At 35.9% G+C, this 22,211-nt stretch carries 22 protein-coding genes, 1 tRNA gene and 1 other RNA gene; 16 read left to right on the top strand and 8 right to left on the bottom strand.

Annotated features, from left to right (window positions below):
- Positions 1-12: 12 nt before the first annotated feature.
- Both AC6EJA_RS07095 and rimM read right to left on the bottom strand, forming a co-directional pair.
- Positions 13-1,476 (bottom strand): mannose-1-phosphate guanylyltransferase/mannose-6-phosphate isomerase, encoded by a 1,464-nt coding sequence (locus AC6EJA_RS07095; protein ID WP_498501968.1) that lies wholly within the window; start codon positions 1,474-1,476, stop codon positions 13-15.
- Between the two features lie 21 nt (positions 1,477-1,497).
- The gene (gene rimM, locus AC6EJA_RS07100) at positions 1,498-2,040 is read right to left on the bottom strand and encodes a ribosome maturation factor RimM (protein WP_498501969.1); all 543 of its coding nucleotides are present in this window, start codon (positions 2,038-2,040) and stop codon (positions 1,498-1,500) included.
- Between the two features lie 52 nt (positions 2,041-2,092).
- On the opposite strand from rimM, the gene AC6EJA_RS07105 reads away from it, so the two are divergent.
- Positions 2,093-2,278 carry an NAD(P)H dehydrogenase subunit NdhS gene (locus tag AC6EJA_RS07105; protein WP_498501970.1) on the top strand — a complete coding sequence of 62 codons (186 nt, stop codon included), beginning with the start codon at positions 2,093-2,095 and terminating at the stop codon, positions 2,276-2,278.
- A gap of 13 nt (positions 2,279-2,291) precedes the next feature.
- On the opposite strand, the gene rnc is transcribed toward AC6EJA_RS07105, so the two are convergent.
- Positions 2,292-3,032 (bottom strand): ribonuclease III, encoded by a 741-nt coding sequence (gene rnc / locus AC6EJA_RS07110; RefSeq protein ID WP_498501971.1) that lies wholly within the window; start codon positions 3,030-3,032, stop codon positions 2,292-2,294.
- Positions 3,033-3,056: 24 nt separating this feature from the next.
- An RNA gene (rnpB, locus tag AC6EJA_RS07115) (RNase P RNA component class A) lies at positions 3,057-3,452 on the bottom strand.
- A 38-nt stretch (positions 3,453-3,490) separates the two neighbouring features.
- On the opposite strand from rnpB, the gene AC6EJA_RS07120 reads away from it, so the two are divergent.
- The 3 genes from AC6EJA_RS07120 to AC6EJA_RS07130 all read left to right on the top strand — a co-directional run bounded on the left by AC6EJA_RS07120 (position 3,491) and on the right by AC6EJA_RS07130 (position 4,782).
- Positions 3,491-3,564: transfer RNA gene (locus AC6EJA_RS07120), tRNA-Arg, on the top strand.
- A 387-nt stretch (positions 3,565-3,951) separates the two neighbouring features.
- Positions 3,952-4,290: a DUF8670 family protein gene (locus AC6EJA_RS07125; protein WP_498501972.1), complete on the top strand. Its 339-nt coding sequence runs from the start codon at positions 3,952-3,954 to the stop codon at positions 4,288-4,290.
- Positions 4,291-4,326: 36 nt separating this feature from the next.
- Positions 4,327-4,782 carry a DUF8661 family protein gene (locus tag AC6EJA_RS07130; RefSeq protein ID WP_498501973.1) on the top strand — a complete coding sequence of 152 codons (456 nt, stop codon included), beginning with the start codon at positions 4,327-4,329 and terminating at the stop codon, positions 4,780-4,782.
- A gap of 2 nt (positions 4,783-4,784) precedes the next feature.
- On the opposite strand, the gene AC6EJA_RS07135 is transcribed toward AC6EJA_RS07130, so the two are convergent.
- A complete protein-coding gene (locus AC6EJA_RS07135; RefSeq protein ID WP_498501974.1) occupies positions 4,785-7,316 on the bottom strand; it encodes a glycogen/starch/alpha-glucan phosphorylase in 2,532 nt (843 codons plus the stop codon).
- Between the two features lie 163 nt (positions 7,317-7,479).
- Between AC6EJA_RS07135 and AC6EJA_RS07140 the strand changes: the two genes are divergently transcribed.
- From AC6EJA_RS07140 to AC6EJA_RS07160, 5 genes are all read left to right on the top strand, one after another.
- Entirely contained in the window at positions 7,480-8,847 is a 1,368-nt protein-coding gene (locus AC6EJA_RS07140) for a cation:proton antiporter (protein WP_498501975.1), read from the top strand.
- Between the two features lie 89 nt (positions 8,848-8,936).
- Positions 8,937-9,845, top strand: a complete 909-nt coding sequence (locus tag AC6EJA_RS07145; protein WP_498501976.1) for an alpha/beta fold hydrolase — start codon at positions 8,937-8,939, stop codon at positions 9,843-9,845.
- A gap of 21 nt (positions 9,846-9,866) precedes the next feature.
- Positions 9,867-10,721, top strand: a complete 855-nt coding sequence (locus AC6EJA_RS07150) for an aldose epimerase family protein (RefSeq protein WP_498501977.1) — start codon at positions 9,867-9,869, stop codon at positions 10,719-10,721.
- 73 nt (positions 10,722-10,794) lie between these two features.
- Positions 10,795-11,967, top strand: a complete 1,173-nt coding sequence (locus AC6EJA_RS07155) for an alpha-hydroxy acid oxidase (protein WP_498501978.1) — start codon at positions 10,795-10,797, stop codon at positions 11,965-11,967.
- Between the two features lie 40 nt (positions 11,968-12,007).
- Complete coding sequence (locus AC6EJA_RS07160) at positions 12,008-13,360, top strand: four-carbon acid sugar kinase family protein (protein WP_498501979.1); 1,353 nt, start codon at positions 12,008-12,010, stop codon at positions 13,358-13,360.
- Positions 13,361-13,369: 9 nt separating this feature from the next.
- Here AC6EJA_RS07160 and AC6EJA_RS07165 read toward each other — a convergent pair whose 3' ends face one another.
- A complete protein-coding gene (locus AC6EJA_RS07165; RefSeq protein ID WP_498501980.1) occupies positions 13,370-14,794 on the bottom strand; it encodes an NADP-dependent isocitrate dehydrogenase in 1,425 nt (474 codons plus the stop codon).
- Positions 14,795-14,874: 80 nt separating this feature from the next.
- On the opposite strand from AC6EJA_RS07165, the gene AC6EJA_RS07170 reads away from it, so the two are divergent.
- The 4 genes from AC6EJA_RS07170 (at position 14,875) to AC6EJA_RS07185 (ending at position 17,745) form a co-directional block, all read left to right on the top strand.
- Complete coding sequence (locus AC6EJA_RS07170; RefSeq protein ID WP_498501981.1) at positions 14,875-15,582, top strand: biliverdin-producing heme oxygenase; 708 nt, start codon at positions 14,875-14,877, stop codon at positions 15,580-15,582.
- A 110-nt stretch (positions 15,583-15,692) separates the two neighbouring features.
- Entirely contained in the window at positions 15,693-16,382 is a 690-nt protein-coding gene (locus AC6EJA_RS07175) for a 15,16-dihydrobiliverdin:ferredoxin oxidoreductase (RefSeq protein ID WP_498501982.1), read from the top strand.
- Positions 16,383-16,412: 30 nt separating this feature from the next.
- Positions 16,413-17,183, top strand: coding sequence for a phycoerythrobilin:ferredoxin oxidoreductase (locus AC6EJA_RS07180; protein ID WP_498503570.1), 771 nt, complete (start codon positions 16,413-16,415; stop codon positions 17,181-17,183).
- A gap of 91 nt (positions 17,184-17,274) precedes the next feature.
- Positions 17,275-17,745, top strand: coding sequence for a low molecular weight protein-tyrosine-phosphatase (locus AC6EJA_RS07185; RefSeq protein WP_498501983.1), 471 nt, complete (start codon positions 17,275-17,277; stop codon positions 17,743-17,745).
- A 7-nt stretch (positions 17,746-17,752) separates the two neighbouring features.
- On the opposite strand, the gene AC6EJA_RS07190 is transcribed toward AC6EJA_RS07185, so the two are convergent.
- On the bottom strand, positions 17,753-19,291 hold the full coding sequence (locus AC6EJA_RS07190) for a bifunctional pantoate--beta-alanine ligase/(d)CMP kinase (protein ID WP_498503571.1): 1,539 nt from the start codon (positions 19,289-19,291) through the stop codon (positions 17,753-17,755).
- Positions 19,292-19,428: 137 nt separating this feature from the next.
- On the opposite strand from AC6EJA_RS07190, the gene purM reads away from it, so the two are divergent.
- From purM to AC6EJA_RS07205, 3 genes are all read left to right on the top strand, one after another.
- Complete coding sequence (gene purM / locus AC6EJA_RS07195) at positions 19,429-20,466, top strand: phosphoribosylformylglycinamidine cyclo-ligase (RefSeq protein ID WP_498501984.1); 1,038 nt, start codon at positions 19,429-19,431, stop codon at positions 20,464-20,466.
- Between the two features lie 150 nt (positions 20,467-20,616).
- Positions 20,617-21,243: a DUF8655 family protein gene (locus AC6EJA_RS07200; RefSeq protein ID WP_498501985.1), complete on the top strand. Its 627-nt coding sequence runs from the start codon at positions 20,617-20,619 to the stop codon at positions 21,241-21,243.
- Positions 21,244-21,277: 34 nt separating this feature from the next.
- Positions 21,278-21,418 carry a DUF8639 family protein gene (locus tag AC6EJA_RS07205; RefSeq protein WP_498501986.1) on the top strand — a complete coding sequence of 47 codons (141 nt, stop codon included), beginning with the start codon at positions 21,278-21,280 and terminating at the stop codon, positions 21,416-21,418.
- A 33-nt stretch (positions 21,419-21,451) separates the two neighbouring features.
- Here AC6EJA_RS07205 and AC6EJA_RS07210 read toward each other — a convergent pair whose 3' ends face one another.
- On the bottom strand, positions 21,452-21,883 hold the full coding sequence (locus AC6EJA_RS07210) for a hypothetical protein (RefSeq protein WP_498501987.1): 432 nt from the start codon (positions 21,881-21,883) through the stop codon (positions 21,452-21,454).
- Between the last annotated feature and the right edge of the window lie 328 nt (positions 21,884-22,211).

The following is a 22,211-nucleotide window of genomic DNA, read 5'->3' on the forward strand; positions in this document are numbered from 1 at the left end:
TAGAATAACAATTTATTTAATTTCTATTCTTCCATAAATATCCTCATATCTAATGATATCATCCTCACCTAGATATTCCCCAGTTTGAACTTCAATTAACTCAACTTTATTTTTGAAAGGATTTGATAATCTATGAATGCAACCTTGAGGAATATAAGTACTTTCATTTACATCAAGATATTCTTTTAGACCATCTTTTTGAATTAAGGCTTTTCCTTTGACAACTATCCAATGCTCAGATCGATGATTATGCTTTTGAAGTGATAAGCTTCCTCCAGGATTAACGACTATTTTTTTAACTTGCCAATTTTCTCCAGCTTCAATTGATGTGTAATTGCCCCAAGGCCGATAAACTTTTCTATGATTCTTCCCTTCATAAATATTTTTTTTATCAAGAATATTTACAATTTTTTTAACTTCTTGTGTCTTACTTATATGAGAAATTAATACAGCATCATCAGTCTCAATTACAACGAGATCTTTTATTCCTAGCCCCACTGTTAACCTATTTTCACTTCGTAAATAACAATTTTTTGTGTCATCGATAAATATATTCCCTTGCAAAAAATTACCATTTTTATCTTTTTGGTTTATTTCCCATAATGATTTCCAACTCCCAACATCGCTCCATCCAGCTTTTAATGGAAGCACAGTCCCTAGTTTTGTTTTTTCCATCACCGCAGTATCTACAGCTAATTTTGGACATTTTGAAAAGGATTCCTTATCAAGTCTGAAAAAATCAAGATCATTTTTTCCATTCGAAATTGCATCTTTGCAACATGCAATTATCTTTGGCTCAAGTTTTTCAATTTCTTTTAATATTGTTGTAGCTTTAAATAGAAACATCCCACTATTCCAGGTAAATCGATTGTCATTAATAAATTCTTTAGCAGAAATTATGTCTGGTTTTTCAATAAATTCTTCTATTGTTTCCCCTGATTGTTTTTCGAAATCAAGTTTTTTAGAGGCTTTTATATAACCAAAACCTGTTTCAGCAGAAGTAGGAACTATTCCAAAAGTTACAAGCCTTTCGGATTCAGCTATGGGGATTGCTGCTTCAATAGTTTTATGAAAATTTTTAATATTTTTGATAGCGTGATCTGCTGCAAGAATTAGCAAGATAGGATCTGTCTGAACCTTTAATGCTTCAAGTGCTGAGATTGCTATTGCAGGCGCAGTATTTTTTTCTACAGGTTCAAGAATTATTGATTTTGGTTCGATATCAATTTGCCGCATTTGCTCAGCAACAAGAAACCTATGATTTTCGCTACATACTAAAATTGGTTTAGATAAATTTTTAAGACCTTTTAGTCTTAGTTGAGTTTGTTGAAGCAAACTTTGGTTGGATTCTCCAATTAGATTTAAATATTGCTTTGGGAAAGATGCTCTTGAAAGGGGCCAAAGTCTTGTACCAGTTCCGCCACAAAGAATTACTGGAATAACGTTAATTATTTTTGGTTTGTTTATTTGTTTCATATGGGAGTAAAAAAGTATTTTCTAGTCAACATTTTCAAGGTCAAGTAAACCACTTGGGGGATTGACTATTATCCAGTGATTTTTAAGATCGATTGTTGGCACGATAGTTTTTACAAAAGGAATTAATATCTTCTTCCCCTCATTAGATTCCATTACGAGAAGATCATTCCCTGCATTTATTAAATTGGTAATTTTTCCTATTGGTTTACTTTCTTTATTCAATTTCACCTGAAGATCTAATAAATCTAAGAAATGAAATTCATTTGAATTTAACTTAGGAATGTCAGTTGATTGAACTAAAAATTTATATCCAATCAAAGTATTAGCCATTGTTCTATTGTTTATTCCTTCTATTGCAATCACAAAAAGGGACTTCCCAGGGATTTGTCTCCCTCTAATTAGATTTACCTCTTTTGGTTGCTCAGTAGATTTTTGCAACCAACGTTTCCCTGGTTTTGTGAATCTCTCTGCAAAGTCGCTTGCTGGGTTAACTCTTAGTTCACCTTTGAGTCCTTGAGCAGAGACAATTTTGCCAACCTCTAACCATTCTTCGGTGCTAAACATTTTATTTTGAGCGATAATGAGTTTGGCCTTTAATTTCTAAACTATATTCAAAGTGAATAATTCAACCACGCCTATTTTACCTGGAAGTACTGTCGTTGTTAAAGATGTTGGATCAATTTATAGGGGTTACAAGGGTTTTGTTCAAAGAATCAGTGGTGATAAGGCTGCTGTTCTTTTTGAGGGAGGTAACTGGGACAAATTAATAACCATACCCATAAAGGATATTGAATCCTGTTAGTTGGGCTTGATATTTATTTTGTAATTGAAGCAAGTGCAAATTTTGCGGCGGATTTTTCAGCAGCTTTTATTGACTTGCCCCAACCCTTAGAAATTATTTCTCCGGATAATTTGATATGGCAGCAAAACCTTTTCATACTTCCATGTTCTTTTGAAATTTCTTGCGTTTCATAATTGGGCAGAGGAAGTCTCTTACTTTGCGTCCATTCCTGAAGAGCGGACTTTGGATTTTTTTTGTGTGGATCTTGCAAAACTGATTTACTCTCCTCTAACCAATACGGACAAAGCCAATGGTCAATGGCGACAAGATCTCTAAAACATTCAAATAGAGCTCCAATGAGTGCTTCTGTTGTTTCCGCAAGGATTGTGTCTAATGCAGAGCTATCTTTAAAGGTTTTTTTCCCTACTAAACAATATTTTTCTATTTCAATTGCCTTTCCCACTCTCATTAGCCATTCATCACTGACTAATTGAGATCTAAGTTCAGATCTTTCACCAACTTGCATCTTTGGGAAATTTCTCTCGATAAATTCTGTTGCTGCAAGTCTCAGGACAGCATCACCTAAAAATTCAAGTCGTTCATGATTTTTATTTGCATCATGTGAGGTATGCGTCAAGGCTTCATTAATTGTCTCAAGGTTCTCTTTTTGTTTCTTCTTTATTATCTCCAGAGCCATCTCTGTGATCTTTAATTTATCCAGTAATAGATATAAATTTTTAATTCTTAAATCTGTTAACTGTTTTTTGTTTATCATAAATATCTCTGTGGAGATAAATTAAAGAGAAAGCAGGTCATAAGCCGGGTTCTGTTCGCCTTTATTAAAAAGACGGGTGATCATCTATCTGGGATTGTTGTTTCCAACAACCTCAAGCGGCGTTTAAATCTGAACTTGGCAAGATGGTCAGCCATTAAGTTCATCAGCCTTGCTCCTGGCCGGGGTTTACCTAGCCAGCACCTCTCGATGCTGCTGGTGCGCTCTTACCGCACCATTGCACCCTTACCTGTGCATAATGTTTTGCCAACAAAATGACATCGGCGGTGTGTTTCTGTGGCACTATCCTCACGGTCACCCGCACTGGGAGTTACCCAGCAAGCCTGACCATCGGGGAGCCCGGACTTTCCTCAATTGATAATGCTTAAGCACTGGTCAATTGCGATCGCCTCTCCTGCTTCCTTTGACCATAATGCCTTGAAGAGTTGATTTCTTCCAGTGGGGCTGTAGCTCAGCAGGATAGAGCGACGGTTTCCTAAACCGTAGGTCGTGGGTTCGAGTCCCGCCAGCCCCGTTTAATCCCAAAAATAGACATGACTCTCAGAGAGATTTATCGATAATTCTTTTAAGTTATTGTGGCTACTTCTCTCCCCCCCCCCCTTCTGATTGAATAATTGATCAATAATGCTTTTTTTGATCCATAGATTAAGAAATGTCAATTTAAACTAATTTTTTTAGTAAAAATTAAAAACTCTCTCGAGTTGTGGAGCGAATTACTTCCAACCTTTAGTAAGTTCATCATTACTAAGATTTTTGCCCAAGCAGCGAAGATGTTCAATCATAATTTTGACAGTTATTTGAAGATCAAAATTTCTAGCTTAAGCAAAGCTGAAATTCTACATATAGTGGGTGGGCAAAACAGCCCCTCTCTCGCTAGTGTTGTTTTAGTGAATCAGTCTGAATGACACAGCTTCACGATCTACGTCTTCGTTTACTTGTTCAGCAAGAGAGCGAACAGATCTCAAAAACACAACCCACTGATCTTGATCTTTCCATTGTTCAGGCTAGATGCCTTTGTTGGCTTGCTCTTTTAGCAGAGGCTCATGAGGATCAAGCTACAGATGCGGAAAAAAGAGGTGATACTGAACAAGCTATGGGTTGGTTTGCTGATTCAATGCGATTGAGGGATGTTATAAAAGTTGTCTCTAGTGTAGAAATCCCTTTGCCTGATGGCCCTGACAATAATGAGACCGATCAAGGTGACAGTAATTTCACTGGTGAACCACCTATGGTGGCATAAGAAGATGTAAGTTAGTAAGTATTCGTAAGGACGCCAGTGCCACAAGAGCCCTGTCAATGTCCTGATTGTTTAAGGTTTTACAAAGAGCATGATCGATTAATTCGTGAGTGCCCGACCTTAAGGCAGCAACAAGAGTTAAATTGGGCTGCTCTACAAGCATTCAGAACTTTGTGTAGTCGAGTTTTGGAAGATTTACAGAAACAACAAGGGACAAAAATTTCTGAGAAGAATATTGATAAAGAAAAAGGTTCAGTACCCGACGAAAAACTCGAATCTATATCTCAGGCTATTTCAGATCTTGACAATATAAATGCTCATTTGTTTTCTATTGAAGTTTTAATGGAAAGAATATTTGACGTAAAAGTTCCAGATTCAGTAGAAGCAAAATTTAGAGAAATTGCAGGTGAACTTGCACCAGATCCGCTTAATGCAGATAGGTTGAGATTGAATAGATTGCTCCATCAAACTCCGGATTTGCCTGACAAAAATTAATTTTAATCACGATTACTAGAGTCACAAGTTATCTCAACTGGGAGTGGGCTGACATTCCAAATTGAAGAACAATATTCTTTAATTGATCTGTCTGATGAGAAAAAACCTGATCTGGCAGTGTTCAATAGGGCCATTTTATTCCATTGATTTTTATTGTGCCATGCTTTATTGACATTACTCTGCTCTTCAAGGTAAGCCGCAAAATCTGCCATTACAAAAAATGGATCCTGACCTGTAAGTGAATCAAGTATTGGCTTGAAAAGTTCACTGTCTCCGTTACTAAAATGTCCAACTTCTATTAATTTTATTGACTCAGCCAATTCAGGGCATTCATTTATGTACTGGCGGGGGTTGTAGCCATTATTTCTAAGTTCCATTATTTCACTCTCAGTATTTCCAAAGAGGAAGAAATTATCTTTACCAACTTTTTCTCTAATTTCTATGTTTGCTCCATCTAAAGTTCCAATAGTTAATGCCCCATTCATCGCAAATTTCATATTTCCCGTGCCAGATGCTTCTTTTCCTGCAGTAGATATTTGTTCAGATAGATCAGTTGCTGGATAAACTTGTTCTCCTAATTTAACATTGAAGTCAGGTAAAAATATTACTCTGAGGGCACCTTCCATATCTGGATCAGCGTTGACAACTTCAGCTATTCCATTAATAAAGCGAATCATAAGTTTTGCCATAAAATATCCCGGCGCAGCTTTCCCTCCAAAAATAACTGTTCTCGGAGCTAAGTCTTTTGCTTTTCCATTTTTAATCCTGATGTATTGAGCAATTATTTGTAGTGCATTAAGATGCTGCCTTTTATATTGATGGATTCGCTTTACTTGTACATCAAATAAGCTTGCAGGATCGACTAAAACACCTGTTTGCCTATGGATAAATCCAGATAATTGTCTTTTTGCTGATAGCTTTGTTTCTGCGAATTGATCAATAAAATTTGCATCATTTACTTTATCTTCAAGTTTATTTAAAAGTTCCATATTAGTTACCCAATTAGAACCAATTTCTTTTTCAAGCAAAGAAGATAATTCAGGATTAGCCAGAGCAACCCATCTACGAGGAGTTACTCCGTTAGTGACGTTTGTAAACTTTTCAGGCCATAGCTCAGCAAATTCAGGAAGAAGTTGACGCTTTATTAGGTCCGAGTGCAAGGCGGCTACACCATTGACATGGTGAGCACCAATAGTCGCTAAATGAGCCATCCTGACTGCTTTACATCCATCTTCGTCAATGATTGATAATTTTCTAAGTATCAAATCATTACCTGGGTATTTCAGTCGTACTTGTTGTAAAAATCTCTTGTTGATTTCGTAGATAATTTCTAAATGTCTTGGAAGTAAATCCTTAAATAAATTCAAGTCCCATTTTTCTAGGGCTTCTGGTAGCAAAGTGTGGTTGGTATAGGCAACACTTCTTGTAGTGATGCTCCAAGCCTTTTCCCATTCAAAATTATGATGGTCAATTAAAAGCCTCATTAACTCCGCCACTGCAATTGCGGGATGTGTATCGTTTAATTGGACCGTCCAATGATCAGAAAAGTGTTCAATTTGGATGCCTCTTTTTTCTAGACTTCGCAACATATCCTGTAAGGAGCAGCTAACGAAAAAATGTTGCTGTTTCAGTCTTAATCTTCTACCTTCATCGGTTCCGTCATTTGGATAAAGGACTTTAGATAGTGTCTCTGAAGCTACTTTTTCTTCTACTGCGCCATAGTAATCACCAATGTTGAAAGCATAAAAATCAAAACTTTCAGTAGCATCAGCTCTCCATAAACGAAGTCGGTCGCATGTATTTACTTTATAACCAAGAACAGGAACATCATGAGGCACACCTATGGCATGCTCTGAAGGAATCCATCTTGAACGGTAATTTCCTTTCTCATCAATATAGTTGTCTGTATGACCACCAAATCCAACAAAACAGGACTCATCCGGTTGGGGTAACTCCCATGGCCAGCCTCCTTTCAACCATTTATCTGTAACCTCTACTTGCCAACCATCTCTGATTAATTGATTGAAAATACCAAACTCATATCTAATCCCGTAGCCAATAGCAGGTATTTGAAGACTTGCTAAAGATTCCATATAGCAGGCAGCTAGTCTGCCTAGCCCACCATTGCCTAACCCAGGCTCTTCTTCAACTTCAAGAATATGTGAGAGTGATTCAATACCAAAACGCTTTAAGGCTTCCTCTGCTTCTTTTCTAATTCCCAGGTTTAAAAGGTTATTGTTTAGCTGAGGACCGATTAAAAATTCAGCAGATAAGTAAGCGACTGTTTTTTGTGGTCTCTCTCTTATTGCTTCTTGACTTGCAAGATACCTAGTCATCAGTCGGTCTCTGACTGCATAACTAAGTGCCATGTATAAATCCCTAAGACTTGCTGTGGTAGCGAGTTTTCCCAAAGTAAAAAATAGATGCTCTGTCATGCCATCAAATACGGCATCAGCATCTATGCCAGCCCTCTCAGGATCTGCATAGCAGCCTGGAGTGGGCAGACGCAGATCTAATGGCTGTGAGCTGCTCATATGGGAAGTTTTAGAGGCTTGTACGTTAATCGCCCTTTTTGCATAAATAACGCAGTAACTTCAGATCCACACCTGTCAAGGAAGTTTTCGTATTGATTGCAAAATGATATTTGAGGGTTGTTGGTAATTTATGTTTTTCTATATAAATGGCCTTTAAGTAGTTTTGGAATTGTTTTTTTCTGTGCTCAGCACTCATGATGTTGAAGTTGCTGAGACCCTAATAGGAGTTATTAATTTCCTACTGATTTTTGTTGCAGCTAGAACTCTGGCTGAAATTTTGGTCAGATTGAGTTTGCCAACAATAGTTGGAGAACTTTTGGCCGGGGTTTTGATAGGCGCATCAGGACTTCATTTACTTTTACCGCCCTCGGCTCATGCGGAATTAAACGAAGGCTTTGTGACTTTAATAAGTTCTCTTGCCTCTATCCCATCAGATGCTGTCCCAGATCTTTATTTTGAGACTTTCCCATCCTTGCAAGCCGTTGCCACGCTTGGTTTATATGCTCTCTTATTTCTTACTGGTCTAGAGAGTGAGCTTGAAGAGTTAGTTGCAGTTGGAGCTCAAGCCTTCACTGTGGCAATGGCAGGAGTTGTTTTACCATTTGCATTTGGAACTATCGGGCTGATGTTTATCTTTCACGTGGATGTAATACCCGCAGTTTTTGCAGGAGCATCAATGACTGCAACAAGCATTGGTATTACAGCTAGTGTTTTTGGAGAGCTTGGATATTTAAAAACTAGAGAGGGACAAATCGTAATTGGTGCAGCTGTTTTGGATGACATTTTAGGAATTGTAATTTTGGCAGTTGTTGTGGCGCTTGCCGCAGGTGGTTCTTTGCAAATAGCACCAATTGTGAAATTAGTTGTTGCCGCGACAGTTTTTGTAATTGCTGCTATTGCTTTAAGTCGGACAGCGGCTCCTGCATTTGATGCTCTCCTTGAAAAATTAAAGGCCCCTGGTGCAGTTGTGGTTGCATCTTTTGTAATCTTGGTTCTTAGTTGTTTTGTTGCAACTGCAATTGGTCTCGAAGCTGCTTTAGGGGCTTTTGCAGCGGGATTGATTCTTAGTAGTTCGAAGAACAATCATGCAATACAACAATCTGTTCTTCCTTTGGTGTCTTTATTCGCGACAATTTTCTTTGTACTGGTTGGGGCGGGAATGGATTTGTCAGTGATAAATCCATTAGACCCATCAAGTAGATCGGCTTTAATCGTTGCAGGATTCTTACTTGTAGTTGCCATTATTGGAAAAATTGCTGCAGGGTGGTCATTCATAAGTGATAAGCCGACAGATAGGTTAGTTGTAGGACTTGGAATGATGCCTCGAGGTGAAGTGGGATTAATCTTCTTGGGCTTAGGTACAAGTGCAGGATTATTGACTCCATCGCTTGAGGCAGCAATTCTTTTAATGGTTATAGGGACAACTTTTCTCGCACCAATACTGCTTCGAGTGGTTCTCAAAGATAAACCACCTAGTGGGGGTAATAAAATCCCCGATGAGATTGCAGCCAATCCTGTTGGGTTGATTTAATTGTTGATTTGTGTGGGGGAATCCCTTCCTGATTGAAATCAAAAAAACAACTCAGTTTATTATCATCGTTTTATAAAATTAAAAATTGAATGATAAATAGCACGCATCAATCAATTAAAGCTTGGAAATATTTGGGACATGATGTGCATTCATTAAGCTCTCAACCAAATCATTCCAATCAAATGGGTGAAAATGCCAATTCTCCTGCAATATTACTGATACATGGTTTTGGTGCGTCTACCGATCATTGGAGATATAACATTCCCATAATCAGTCAATCTCATGAGGTTCATGCCATTGACCTACTAGGTTTCGGAAGAAGTTCCAAACCAGCTGGTCTTAATTACGGTGGCAATCTCTGGAGAGATCAAGTAGTAGCTTACGTTAAAGAAAAAATTAAAAAACCAACTGTCCTTGTTGGTAATTCTCTTGGAGGTTACGCAGCTCTAGCAGCAGGATCATCACTTGGCAAAGAAGCCGCTGGAGTGGTTTTATTAAACGCAGCGGGTCGTTTTAGTGAGGATAAGCAAAAAGAACAAGGCTCAATAACAAAAATGATTAGATTTTTGGGTGGAAGACTTCTTAAGGATCCATTAGTTCAAAGGTTGATATTTGAAAATCTTAGAAGACCTGGAACAATTAGAAAGACATTAAATCAGGTTTACATTGATAAAAAAAATGTTGACGATGATTTAATTGAATCTATTAGAAGACCTTCGCTGGATCCAGGGGCTTTTGCTGTTTTTAGAAGTGTTTTTGAACCTGGTGGCCCCCCTGGGAAACCACTCGATGAATTGTTCGCTGAACTTCAATCACCCCTTCTATTACTTTGGGGAAATAGAGATCCATGGATGAATGCTCCTGGGAAACGGTCAGTATTTCAAAAATATGTACCCAAAGAAACTACTGAGGTTGTTCTAGATGCAGGACATTGCCCACATGATGAAGTACCTGAAAAGGTCAATGAGGCTTTGCTCTCTTGGCTTACAAAAATTTAATTAGCAGCAAGTCAATAGCTAATGTTATTTTCGCTGCTTAAAAAAGCGTCGCCTTACGATCACTGGGAATATAAGAATCTTGAAAATGGAAATTTTATAAGAATAGTTCCAGAGAGAGGTGGACTTATTACTGGATGGTGTTGCAATAACAGAGACATTCTTTATTTAGATTTAGAAAGGTTTAAAAATAAAGATTTAAGTGTAAGAGGCGGCATACCAATCCTTTTTCCTATCTGTGGCGACCTTCCTGATAATACTTTTAATTTTCAAAATCAACAATTTTCCATGAAACAGCATGGTTTTGCACGAAATACTCCCTGGAGCTTAGAGACGATTAATATAGATAAATTTATAACTTTAACTCTTGAAAATAGCTTGCAAACAGAGAGAATATATCCTTTTAAATTTTTAATAAAAATCCAAATTCAACTTTTAGAAAATGCTCTTGCTATAAATGCAAATGTAAAAAACTTAGATAAGAAAAAAATGCAATTCTGCTTTGGTCTTCATCCTTACTTTAAAATAACTGATTTAAATAATTTAATTTTTGAAGGATTACCTGATTTCTGTCAGAATCAAATTGACAATTCTACAATTAAAACAAATAAGCAACTAAGTAAATTATCAACGGGTGTTGATTTTCTTTGCCACCCCAATGGTTTTGTCTCTTTTACTGACATGTTATCTGGACATAAGTTGGAAATGCAAAATTATTCACCTCTTGATTTGACAGTTATTTGGACTGAACCACATCGAAAAATGTTATGCCTGGAACCATGGACAAGCCCTCGAGGGGCATTAAATACTGGCAAAAGAATAATAAACTTAAATTCAGGAGATGAACTCAAACTCAAATGTAAGTTTGTTTCTAATTGATTGCTTCAAATAGTTGAGTTGAAGCTTTCTGATATTGTATTTTGCTCTAAATAAACCAAGCAGTTTTATTCATATGAAAGCTAATGTTTCATCAACAAATGTTGTTAATGTAGCTGATTTGCGAGTTCTGGCTGAGAGGAGATTACCTCGAATGGTTTTTGACTATATAGACAGTGGTGCTGATAGGGAGCAAACTCTTTCTCAAAACTGTAGTGCCTACAACGAGATATTCTTTAGGCCTAAGTGTGCTGTATCTATCCCATCCTGCGATTTGTCCATATCTGTTTTGGATCAAAAATTTGATCTTCCTTTCATTCTTGCTCCAGTTGGAAGCAGTAGAATGTTCTATCCAAAAGGTGAGATGGTTGCGGCTAGAGAAGCAGGTAAAGCAGGAACTGGTTACACACTTTCCACTTTATCTGGGTGCAGATTAGAGGACGTCAAACAAGCAACCATTGGACCAGCTTGGTATCAACTTTATTTGCTTGGAGGTAAAAAGGTTGCTCTAAAGACAATTGAAAGAGCAAAAAAAGCAGGATTTACTGCACTTGTCGTAACTATAGATACACCTGTTTCTGGGCTTCGGGAGCGTGATGTTCGTAACGGAACCAAGCAGTTGCTCTCAATGAATCCAATATCGATGCTCCCTTACATTTCGCAAATGCTCATCAAGCCTTGCTGGTTAACTCAATGGTTTGGTGATGGTGGATTAATGAATTTTCCAAATGTTGAGCTTGAAGATGGGCCAATGGGCTACACCGAAATTGGCCCAGCTTTGGAGGAGTCTGTTGTCACTTGGAGTGACCTTGAGTGGATCAAAGAAGCTTGGGGCGGGAAAATAATTATTAAGGGGGTTCATGTTGGTGAAGATGTAAGGAAAGCAATTGAATGCGGAGCTGATGCGGTGGTTGTCTCAAATCATGGAGCAAGACAACTTGATAGTGTTTCTCCAACAATTCGTGTTCTGCCAGAAATCATAAAAGCCGCAAATTCAGAAATAGATGTTCTTCTTGATGGTGGAATCCGAAGAGGAAGTGATGTAGTGAAAGCTTTATGCCTAGGCGCTAAAGGTGTATTAATTGGAAGAGCATATGCATATGGGTTGGCAGCAGCGGGCGGAGAAGGTGTTGCAAAAGCTATTGACATTCTTCGATCAGATATTGTTAGAACAATGAAATTGTTAGGATGCGATTCAATAGATAAACTAAATAGTTCTTTTGTTAAAATTCCTAAGTCATGGGATTAGGATCAACAACTTTTAAGAGATATTAATGTAATTAAAAATAATGAAAATTATAGTTTTGGATGACGATCCAACAGGCTCACAAACTGTTTATGGTTGTAATTTAATTTTGAAGTTAGAAAAAAAAATAATTTTAGACTCTCTGAAAGATTCTTCCCCTCTTCTTTTTATTTTGGTAAATACAAGAGCGATGACTGCTTTAAAAGCGGAACGAACGATTAGAAAAGTTTGTAAAATTTTAAAAGATATAGTTCTCGAAGAGAGGTTAAAAAGTAGTGAATTTTTAATTGTTAGTAGAGGAGATTCAACTTTGCGCGGCCACGGTGTTCTTGAACCAAAAATTCTAAATGAAGAGTTAGGACCGTTCGATGCAACTTTTCATGTTCCAGCTTTTATTGAGGGTAATAGAACCACATCAAAAGGGGTTCATCAAATAAATGGTGTTCCTGTTCACCTTACAAATTTTGCCAAAGATAGGAATTTCCCTTACTCAACTAGCTTTCTCCCTGACTGGCTTCAAGAGAAAAGTCAAGGAGAAATACTTTCTAAAGATGTTATGAGAATAAATGATGATCAACTGGATTTAGCAATTCAATCAGAGGAAGAAAAGAAGATATTACTTCAGAATTTACTTTCTTTAAAAGAAAATAAAAATGTTGTGGTTGATTCAATTAATAAATCCCAATTAGATTTATTTGCTGAAATAATAAAAGAAGCTTTTCTCTCAAAGAAGTTTATTTTTAGATCAGCAGCTAGTCTTATCGGTTCATTATCTGATCTTCCAAAGGATAGTTATGATAAGAAAGATTTAATTTCTCTAAGATTAAAAGATTGCCATAATACATATAAGAGCGGTTTAATAAGTGTAGGTTCTCATGTTGATCTTGCTGATCAACAGTTAAGATTTCTTTTGAAAAATTCAAAACTTGAAGGTATAGAGTTGCCAGTTGATTCAATCCTTAGATTTTATAATAATGATTACTTAAAAGATGATATTCAATATTTTCAGGATTTAATAGTAAAAAAAATAAAAGAAGCTATTGTAAATCTAAAAACACCCGTTCTCTATACAAGTAGGAAGGAAATAACATTTATGTCTATTCAAAATAGTCTCAGATTTGGCCAGTTTTTAGCAATTATTATGGCTAATATTGTTGCCAAAATTTTACCAGAGCTTGGTTATATTATAAGTAAAGGTGGTACAACAACCCAAATGCTGCTGAACTCGGGATTGAATTTAGGGTCCGTAAAACTCAAAGGCCAAATTTTGCCGGGCCTTTCCGTTGTTTGTCCGCAATCCAATAAGATTAAGCCAATCCCCATTATTACTTTCCCAGGCAATCTTGGGAATGAAAAAACACTTTATGATGCCTGGAAATTAATAGAGGATAATTAAAAATATTTTTTAAAATCTTTCAATAATTGCATCTGCAAAACCGCTGCAGCTCAATGGTTCCACAGGTGGGGTGAGCAATCTTGCTAAGTCATATGTTACTCGCTTGTCTTTTATTGAGAGACTCAATCCATGCGTAATTAACTCGCCCGCTTTTTCCCATCCTAAAAAATCCAACATCATTACTCCACTTAGGATGACTGATCCCGGGTTAATTCGATCTAATCCAGCATGTTTTGGGGCTGTGCCGTGGGTTGCTTCAAATATTGCGGCTTTATCGCCAATATTTGCCCCAGGTGCCATTCCTAGCCCCCCAACAATTGCAGCAGCAGCGTCAGAAATGTAATCACCATTTAAATTGAGTGTCGCCAATATTGAATATTCTTGGGGGCGGGTTTGAATTTGTTGAAAAATGCTATCCGCTATTCGGTCGTCAATCATGACCATCTTCTTCCACTTATTTGAACCATGGGTATCCTTTATCGATTCAATAACAGCTTTCACTTCAGAACATATTTGTTGTTTTTTCTCTTCGGTTAAGCAGGAATAACCAGGCTCAATTTTTTTTGCATTGTCTTCAATACTTAAACTTGGATTTTTATCAATATTTTCAATAATCCAACTCTCTCTTTCCGTAATGCAACAATCTCTAAATTCTGAAGTTGCAAGTTCGTAGCCCCAGTCTCTAAATGCTCCTTCAGTGAATTTCATTATGTTCCCCTTATGAACAAGCGTTACGTGTCTTTTGTCTCCCTCAAGACGCAATGCGTGTTCAATGGCTCGTCTTATATGTCTTTGGCTTCCTTTTTTACTCACTGGTTTGATTCCAATTGCTGAACCTTTGGAAATTTGTCTGTTCTTTAATTTTTTACTTGCTGGAATAACTCTCGAATTGATGTGATCTATCAGTTCAATCCCAATAGAATCATTATCCTCCCACTCAATTCCCATATAAATATCCTCAGTGTTTTCTCTGTAGACGATTACATCAAGATTTTCTGGGTTTTTGTGAGGGCTTGGAGTGCCAGAAAAATATCGACATGGCCTCACACAGGAATAGAGGTCAAAAATTTGCCTTAGTGCAACATTGAGAGATCTGATACCCCCGCCAACTGGAGTTGTGAGAGGACCTTTTATAGCAATACCATATTTTTTTATCGCTTCGATTGTGTCATTTGGTAGGTATTCATAAGTTCCATAAAGATCGCAGGCTTCATCGCCAGCGTAAATTTTTAACCACTCAATTTTTTTTGAGTGGCCATAAGCTTTTTTTACAGCAGCGTCAATTACTTTTTGTGTTGCAGGCCAGATATCTATTCCAGTTCCGTCTCCCCTAATAAAAGGAACAATGGGATTATCTGGAACAATGGGCTTTCCATTCTTAAAAGCTATTGCAGCGCCTTGTTTTGGGAGCTTGAGTTTCGTAAATTGAGTCATAAAGTTCTTTCTCACGATTAATAAGTCACAAGATGAGCTTATGACTTAGTGGTAAGTTTCAGGTGAATGAATTAAAGCTAATGTCTACAGATCTAGCTATCCAACTTAGGGAAGGGACTAAAAAATCCCACACAATGGCTGAAAATACTGGATTTATAAGTTGTTTCTTAAAAGGAGTTGTGGAAAAAAACTCTTATCGAAGATTGTTGGAAGATTTATATTTTGTTTATTCGGCAATGGAAAATCATATTGAGAGACTGTCCAGTCAAGACCACCCGATAATAAAAAAAATAAATTTTAAGGAACTTAATCGACGAAATTCACTGGAAAAAGATTTGGCATTTTATTTTGGGCCAAATTGGAGTGATGGGCTTGAAATTTCTGCATCTGCGAAAGCCTATGTAAATCGAATTAATGAAGTTGCTGACAAAACTCCTGAGTTATTAATTGGACATCATTACAGCAGATACATAGGAGATCTTTCGGGCGGGCAGATGTTAAAGAAAATTACACAAAAAGCTATGAATCTCAATTCAGATGATGGGCTTCAATTTTATATTTTCGATGATATAAAAGATGAAAAGGCGTTTAAAGATTTTTATCGTAAAGAGCTTGATTCTTTGGAGATGAATCAAGAAATGATTGACTTAATAGTTGAAGAAGCCAATATGGCATTCAAATACAATATGGATATGTTTAAAGAATTAGAGGGGAATTTGATATCTGCTATTGGCAAGGTTTTATTTAATTATATAACCAAAAAAGTTCGGAGAGGTAGTACAGAATAATCTCTGAATCCTATTAATTTTTTGAATTAACTTTACTTAACTTATCTATATCATTTATTTTGTATAAAATATCACCGAGTATGAGTATGAGCATTTAAAGGGAAAATTTCATGTTTGATGCTCTGTTGGATAATTTGCATGCAAACATCATTTCTCATGATGGCATTAAGATTGATTTATCCAAGGATTTTAAAGAATATTCTCTAAATAATGGTTCTGTTATTAGAAATTGGCTTTGGGATGTTCCCGGATTCCGTAGATGGAGAATTACTCGATTGGATGCCGGAGAAAAATTACAAGTTCTAAATTCTGTCGCATATCCTGAATTTACTAAAGATCAGCCAATCTTGGGTGTTGATCTCCTGTGGTTTGGAGGGAGAAAAAAATTGGTTTCAGTAATGGATTTTCAACCTCTGTTACAAGAAAAAAAATATTTTGAACGCCATTATGCTGAATTAAAAAAATTGAATAATACTTTTTCTGGGTTTAATAATCATTCTAAGATGAGTAAGTATGATCCCAATAAATATTTCTCTCCTTGGGTGATTTTTTGTAAGAGTAAATCAAATGAATTCAATGATTTATTGCCTGAAATTTTTAATTCTTTTTTAAATTCGTATTGGAAAATTCAAAAAAATAATTTACCTAATTTAATTGATTCTCAAATTGTAAAAAATTTACAAATTGAGTATGATAAATATAGTGCTGAAAGAGATCCCGCCCATGGTTTATTCTCAAGTTTCTTTGGGAAGGAATGGTCTGATAAATTTCTTAAAGAATTTTTGTTTCCACTATCTTGATTTTAAGCCTAAATATATATTTGCTTTAAGATAAGAATTATGTATGAAAATAGTCTAAACAAACCAGAAATATCAAATTGGAGATGGCAACCATTTTTTGATGAATTGGAAATTCAATTGGCCAGTTTTCCTCTAGAACCATATTTATTCCCTAAGAAATTTTTACAAAAAGATATTTCTCTTGGAGGAAATAATAATCGTAAAAATGGTCTCTTAAAAACTTGGGGATGTAAAACTGATAAAATAAAATATGCCAGAGCAGCATGTTTACATGTTGATAATATATCAGTGTTAAACTTTATTATTGTACCTAATTCTAATTTTGATTTACCATTTTTTGGGGCAGATTTTGTAACCTTACCTGCTTATCATCTTATTGCTTTGGACTTGCAACCAGCCCTTCAAAAAGATGATTTGCATACAAGAAAAGTTTGGAAAAAACTTATTCCTTTGCATCAAAAATGGCAAGCTAAATTACCTTATGGCGGGGAGATTCCAAAGGATGCAAAAAGATTTTTTTCGCCAGGTTTTCTTTGGACTAAATTATCTCTTACTGATAGAAGTGATCAAATCATAGGAAATATAATTAAACCTGCTTTTTGTGAATATCTTAAATTGTATATTGAATTATTATCTAATGCTAATTTAGTTACTAAAGATAGATCAATGGCTCTTAAGATTGGCCAACAAGCTTATATGGATTACAGGACTGAAAAGGACCCCGCAAGAAAAATGCTTTGTCAGTTCTTTGGGCAGGAATGGACAGAAGACTACATAAGAAAAGTACTTTTCAGTAATTAGTAAAGTTCATTATTCTTAGCATTCAATTTTTAATTATATTTAACAGAATCCAATTAAATATATTATAATTGAGATTCTTATTTAAGAAAAAATGGTTAAAAGTATATTGTTTGTTTGTCTTGGTAATATATGTAGGTCTCCTGCAGCAGAGGCTGTTTTTTTACAAAAGTTGAAAGAAAAAAAATTAGAGGGTAGATTTAGGGTTGATTCTGCTGGGACAGGAGGATGGCATATAGGGAATAAAGCTGATTCAAGAATGCGAGAAGCCGCTAATAAAAGAGGTATAGAAATAAAAAGCATTGCTAGACAAATAAACTTACAAGATTTTCAGATATTTGATTTGATTTTGACTATGGATAATTCAAACTTAAAAGATGTAAAGTCACTTTTAGAGGAGGTTGGTGAAAATGGAATCTCAGAAATAATTCCTCTACTAAGTTACTCTAAAAATAGTCAACTGCTTGAGGTTCCTGATCCATATTATGGGGGTGAAAATGGTTTTGATGAAGTACTTGACCTAATTGAGGATGCAGTAGAGGAACTTATTTTATCAATAGAGTAAACACATTTTAAGGCCATAATTCTTCTGAAACTTTCTCTCTAAATATAATTGAAATTTTATTGACAACTTCCTCTATATTTAGTCCATCTGTGCATATTTCTATGGCATCTGCTGCTTTCTTCAAAGGTGATAATTCTCTAGTTTGATCTAGATGATCTCGTGATTCTATTTGTTTCTCTAAAGAAGTTATTTCAGGGACTTTAAATCCTTTATCAGCAAGATCTTTTGCTCTTCTTATAGCTCTCTCTTTAGCAGAGGCAGTTAGGAAGATTTTAATATCTGCGTCTGGGAAAACACTTGTTCCTATGTCTCTGCCCTCTGCGACCAGGCCTCCTCTAGCACCAAACTTTTTTTGCTGTAAAGTTAAAGCATCTCTTACACATCCTTTTGAGGCGACAATTGATACATCATTTGTTACTTCCGGTGATCTAATTGCCTCGGTTATTTCTATTTCATTGATAAAAATTTTCTGAGAATCGTTTTTTGTTGTAATTATTTCGAGATTCATCATCTTAAGTAAAGACGATATATTTTTTTCATCATTTGGGTCTATTTGATTTTTTTGAATAAGCCATGTAACCGCTCGATACATTGCTCCTGTATCGAGATACATTAGGTTCATTTTTTTCGCAAATGTTTTTGTTACCGTGCTTTTCCCTGCACCGGCTGGCCCATCAATAGCTACTATTGGAGAACGATTCATAAGAAATGTGTGGTCAATTAGACGAGTTTTACCTATACGAATTGCTGCTGCGAGTAAACAAATGTTTGTTTTTTTATCAACTGGCTGAAGCGATTCAGGATTTACAATTTCAAGATACTCAACTATTATGTCATTATCCTCAAGAACTTTTTTTATTAATTTAAGTTCTAATTTTTTGCTCTTATTAAAAATATTCTTTGCTTTTTTAAGTTCTCTATTTAAAAGTAATGCTTTTGATCGTTCTGATTTACTTAGATAGTTATTTCTTGAACTACATGCAAGACCATCTTCTTCCCTAATAGTTGGAACATTCAGGACTTTAACATGAAAATTAAAATCTTTAATTAATCTTTTGATGATGACTAATTGTTGCCAATCTTTCTCACCAAGGACAAGTAAGTCCGGTTTTATAATTTTTAAAAAGCGCGTCACAACTGTTGCAACCCCATCAAAATGATTTGGTCTGAAAGCCCCACACAACTGAAATTTTAAATCCAGTGGCGCTTTAATCTTAAAATTTGCTTTATTACTATCAGGGAAAACATCTTCACAGGCAGGAGCCCAAATTGCATTAGCCCCACACTCGAACGCAATTTGAGCATCTTTCCTCAAATCACGAGGGTATTGATTAAAGTCCTCATCCTCTTTAAATTGCAACGGATTTATAAAAATACTCACTAGCACGACGCAAGATCCTGATTTATCTATTGTTGCCGCAGCTTCAATAAGTCTTTTATGTCCAGAATGTAATGCTCCCATGGTGGGAACAAAATGTATGGGAAATTTCTGCTCTTGAATCCATAAATCTAGATTTAATTTTGATTTTAAAATTGGTTGATCGATCATGTTTGCAAAACAAATTTTATAAGTGGTTTTTCTGTAGAGATTTTCTCGAAAACAAATATGCTTATTTATATATTGGCTTAAAACTCTTCATTTTCGAATGTTTTAAGAATCGAATTTATTGGATGTTTAAAGCAATGGATTACAAAACCTCAGGAGTTGATGTTGAAGCTGGGAGAGATTTTGTCAAACAAATAAAATCGACAGTCGAGGGAACTCATCAAAGGGATGTAATTGGAGGCATAGGAGGTTTTGGTGGTTTTATTAAAATACCGGAAGGCTATAAAAGCCCAATATTGGTTGCAGGAACTGATGGTGTTGGTACAAAACTAGAGTTGGCGCAGAAATATCAGCATCATCACGGTGTTGGGATTGATCTTGTGGCTATGTGTGTCAATGACGTAATTACTAGTGGCGCAAAACCGTTATTTTTTCTTGATTACATAGCAACAGGTTTATTGTCACCAGCTTCTTTAGTTGAAGTGGTTTCTGGTATTGCGGATGGCTGTAAAAGATCAAACTGCTCACTTTTAGGAGGAGAAACAGCTGAGATGCCCGGATTTTATGGAAAAGAAAAATATGATCTTGCAGGCTTTTGTGTTGCAGTGGTTGAGGAATCCAAATTAATTGATGGCTCTGGCATAAAACCTGGAGATTGTATTGTTGGTATTGAGAGTAATGGAGTCCATAGCAATGGATTTAGTTTAGTTCGAGAAGTTTTATCTATTCAAAATAATCCTGAAGAAATTTTTCTAAATCATGATGAAAAAAATCTGATTGATGACTTTTTAAGGCCTACTTTTATCTATGCTGATGTTGTTGATCAATTATTAGGCACAGGTATCCCCATCAATGGGATGTCTCATATTACAGGGGGTGGGCTTCCAGAAAATCTCCCAAGATGTTTGCACAAGGGTGTACTTGCTGAGGTTGATCCAAATGCATGGGAAATTCCTTCAGTTTTTAAATGGCTTGAAATTGAAGGAAAAATACCAGAAAAAGATTTATGGAACACATTCAATTTAGGTATTGGTTTTTGTTTGATTGTCCCAAGAGATGCTGTTGACTCTGTAATTAAAACTTGTCAAAAACTTAATTACAAATCTTGGCAAATAGGACATATTGAGCAATCCTCTGGAGAGCAAAGTCAATTACTTGGACTTCCTGCATATTGAGTCTTAGAAGACTAGGGAATCTGTATTTTTGCATCGGAGTGAGTCAAGATTCAAAAAATTCATTTATTATTCAATCAATATATTAAAATTAACCCAAAAGCAAACCGAATAAATTTTCGGACGCTGCGAAGTTAGATCTTATTTATTTCGATGCCTTTTGAAAACCAACAGCGGCTAACCCGCAGGAGAAGTTCTGCAGGCCCAACACCACCTAGAAGGCCATTAGGTGGTGGTGATATGGATCAGATGAGACAAGGGCCTAGACCTACTTTTCTTACATTACGGGATCATGGAAAGGTTTATGTAGCTGAATTACCCAATCTTTCTGACGGACAACTTGCACACATCTCAAAAGAGGTTGAAGAGGTTTTATCCAGCCTAGAAAGACGAATTAATGATCTTCAGCAAGAAGCCGGTAACGGAAATAGAGATAACGATACACTTATCAAGGCAACAACAAAGCATGAGGTAACTCAAAGGTTTATTAGTGCAATTCAGGACGAACAAGAGCACAGAAGAAATAATCCTGCCCTTAAAGATGCTGCCTCTGAATCATTGCCGTTGACTTTTCTCGAGGTAGCAAGACATAGATTGCCAGGGGCGACTTTTGATTCCTTGTTACGTGAAGCTTTAGAGGCTTGTGCGAAAGATGAAAAGGAAATAGAAAAAGATATGGTCAATGAGAAACAAACTAAGAGTTCGATACCAAAGAAAATTATTGATTTACCGTCATCATCTCAAAGTGGTATGCCTGTAGTTGTCAGCCCAGATCAATAATTTCGTTTTTTATTTTATTTAAAGGTAATTAATTATGAAAGATCAGGATACGTTGCTTGTTTCAACCAATGAGCAATCAAATATTAAAAATAAAATCTTGTGTGTTCATTGTAAGAGAACTGCCTCTAATGGAATTAGATGCATGGGTATTTGCGTGGCAGACAACGATTATTGAATATTAATTAACAATAGGTAATCATTTCACAAACTACTCAAGGAAATCAATAATTCCCTCGGTAATGTATTGAGACATTGGCCGCAAATGTTTATTTATTTCCCTTGGATTCACATTCCATTTATTTGACAATGTTTTAACTAGATCATTATCTTTAGCATATGTGATCATATTATTGGCTAGGTACTGAGGTAATTTATCTTCTTTTTCAATTGCTAGGTTATCCCATTGCTCTTTCTCAATTAGGCTAATCTCCTTAAGATTTTTGTTGCCAGTATATTCAAAAAGTTTATTCAAGCCTATATTGATAAACTTTTGCCCAAGCTCATCTAAAAAATTTTTTGCTTCATTACCATTATTGAATTGAGATAATTTCTCCTCGAATATAGAGTCTTGCTCTACTTTTTCTTCTTTTATTTCATTAAGAAGCCTAAAAAAGCCACTAAATTCAATGGTTTCTGACACGAAAACTTATTAAGAAAATCATTAATCATTTTACTTTAAATCAAATTTACTAGCAAAAAGCAATATTTTTTCTTGATAATATTTAATTTCCATCAGGATAAAGGAAGCCTTATTCAAGAAAGCCATTCTCAGCTCAACTGAGGTGAGTGATTTTGCTCAGTGACGTGATGGCCATAATTGAACTATAAAATATATGGACACTCCTCACACAAGTTTTGTCCAATAGGCGCTGCTCGATGAGGGCGCCTTTTTTATTTTCGTTCTGAAGATATTCAGCTATTAATGATTGAATGGTTAAAGAATAGATTTGCCTACACTTATCTTGATA

It is taken from the genome of Prochlorococcus sp. MIT2309 (assembly GCF_059772305.1).

What these genes read in the sequence shown, in the direction of transcription:
- AC6EJA_RS07175 (WP_498501982.1), top strand. Translation starts at nt 15,693, where the DNA reads ATGTTTGATGCTCTGTTGGATAATTTGCATGCAAACATCATTTCTCAT.
- AC6EJA_RS07155 (WP_498501978.1), top strand. Translation starts at nt 10,795, where the DNA reads ATGAAAGCTAATGTTTCATCAACAAATGTTGTTAATGTAGCTGATTTG.
- AC6EJA_RS07170 (WP_498501981.1), top strand. Translation starts at nt 14,875, where the DNA reads ATGTCTACAGATCTAGCTATCCAACTTAGGGAAGGGACTAAAAAATCC.
- AC6EJA_RS07200 (WP_498501985.1), top strand. Translation starts at nt 20,617, where the DNA reads ATGCCTTTTGAAAACCAACAGCGGCTAACCCGCAGGAGAAGTTCTGCA.
- AC6EJA_RS07165 (WP_498501980.1), bottom strand. Translation starts at nt 14,794, where the DNA reads ATGACTCAATTTACGAAACTCAAGCTCCCAAAACAAGGCGCTGCAATA.
- purM (WP_498501984.1), top strand. Translation starts at nt 19,429, where the DNA reads ATGGATTACAAAACCTCAGGAGTTGATGTTGAAGCTGGGAGAGATTTT.
- AC6EJA_RS07185 (WP_498501983.1), top strand. Translation starts at nt 17,275, where the DNA reads ATGGTTAAAAGTATATTGTTTGTTTGTCTTGGTAATATATGTAGGTCT.
- AC6EJA_RS07160 (WP_498501979.1), top strand. Translation starts at nt 12,008, where the DNA reads ATGAAAATTATAGTTTTGGATGACGATCCAACAGGCTCACAAACTGTT.
- AC6EJA_RS07150 (WP_498501977.1), top strand. Translation starts at nt 9,867, where the DNA reads ATGTTATTTTCGCTGCTTAAAAAAGCGTCGCCTTACGATCACTGGGAA.
- AC6EJA_RS07095 (WP_498501968.1), bottom strand. Translation starts at nt 1,476, where the DNA reads ATGAAACAAATAAACAAACCAAAAATAATTAACGTTATTCCAGTAATT.
- AC6EJA_RS07125 (WP_498501972.1), top strand. Translation starts at nt 3,952, where the DNA reads ATGACACAGCTTCACGATCTACGTCTTCGTTTACTTGTTCAGCAAGAG.
- AC6EJA_RS07135 (WP_498501974.1), bottom strand. Translation starts at nt 7,316, where the DNA reads ATGAGCAGCTCACAGCCATTAGATCTGCGTCTGCCCACTCCAGGCTGC.
- rimM (WP_498501969.1), bottom strand. Translation starts at nt 2,040, where the DNA reads ATGTTTAGCACCGAAGAATGGTTAGAGGTTGGCAAAATTGTCTCTGCT.
- AC6EJA_RS07145 (WP_498501976.1), top strand. Translation starts at nt 8,937, where the DNA reads ATGATAAATAGCACGCATCAATCAATTAAAGCTTGGAAATATTTGGGA.
- AC6EJA_RS07205 (WP_498501986.1), top strand. Translation starts at nt 21,278, where the DNA reads ATGAAAGATCAGGATACGTTGCTTGTTTCAACCAATGAGCAATCAAAT.
- rnc (WP_498501971.1), bottom strand. Translation starts at nt 3,032, where the DNA reads ATGATAAACAAAAAACAGTTAACAGATTTAAGAATTAAAAATTTATAT.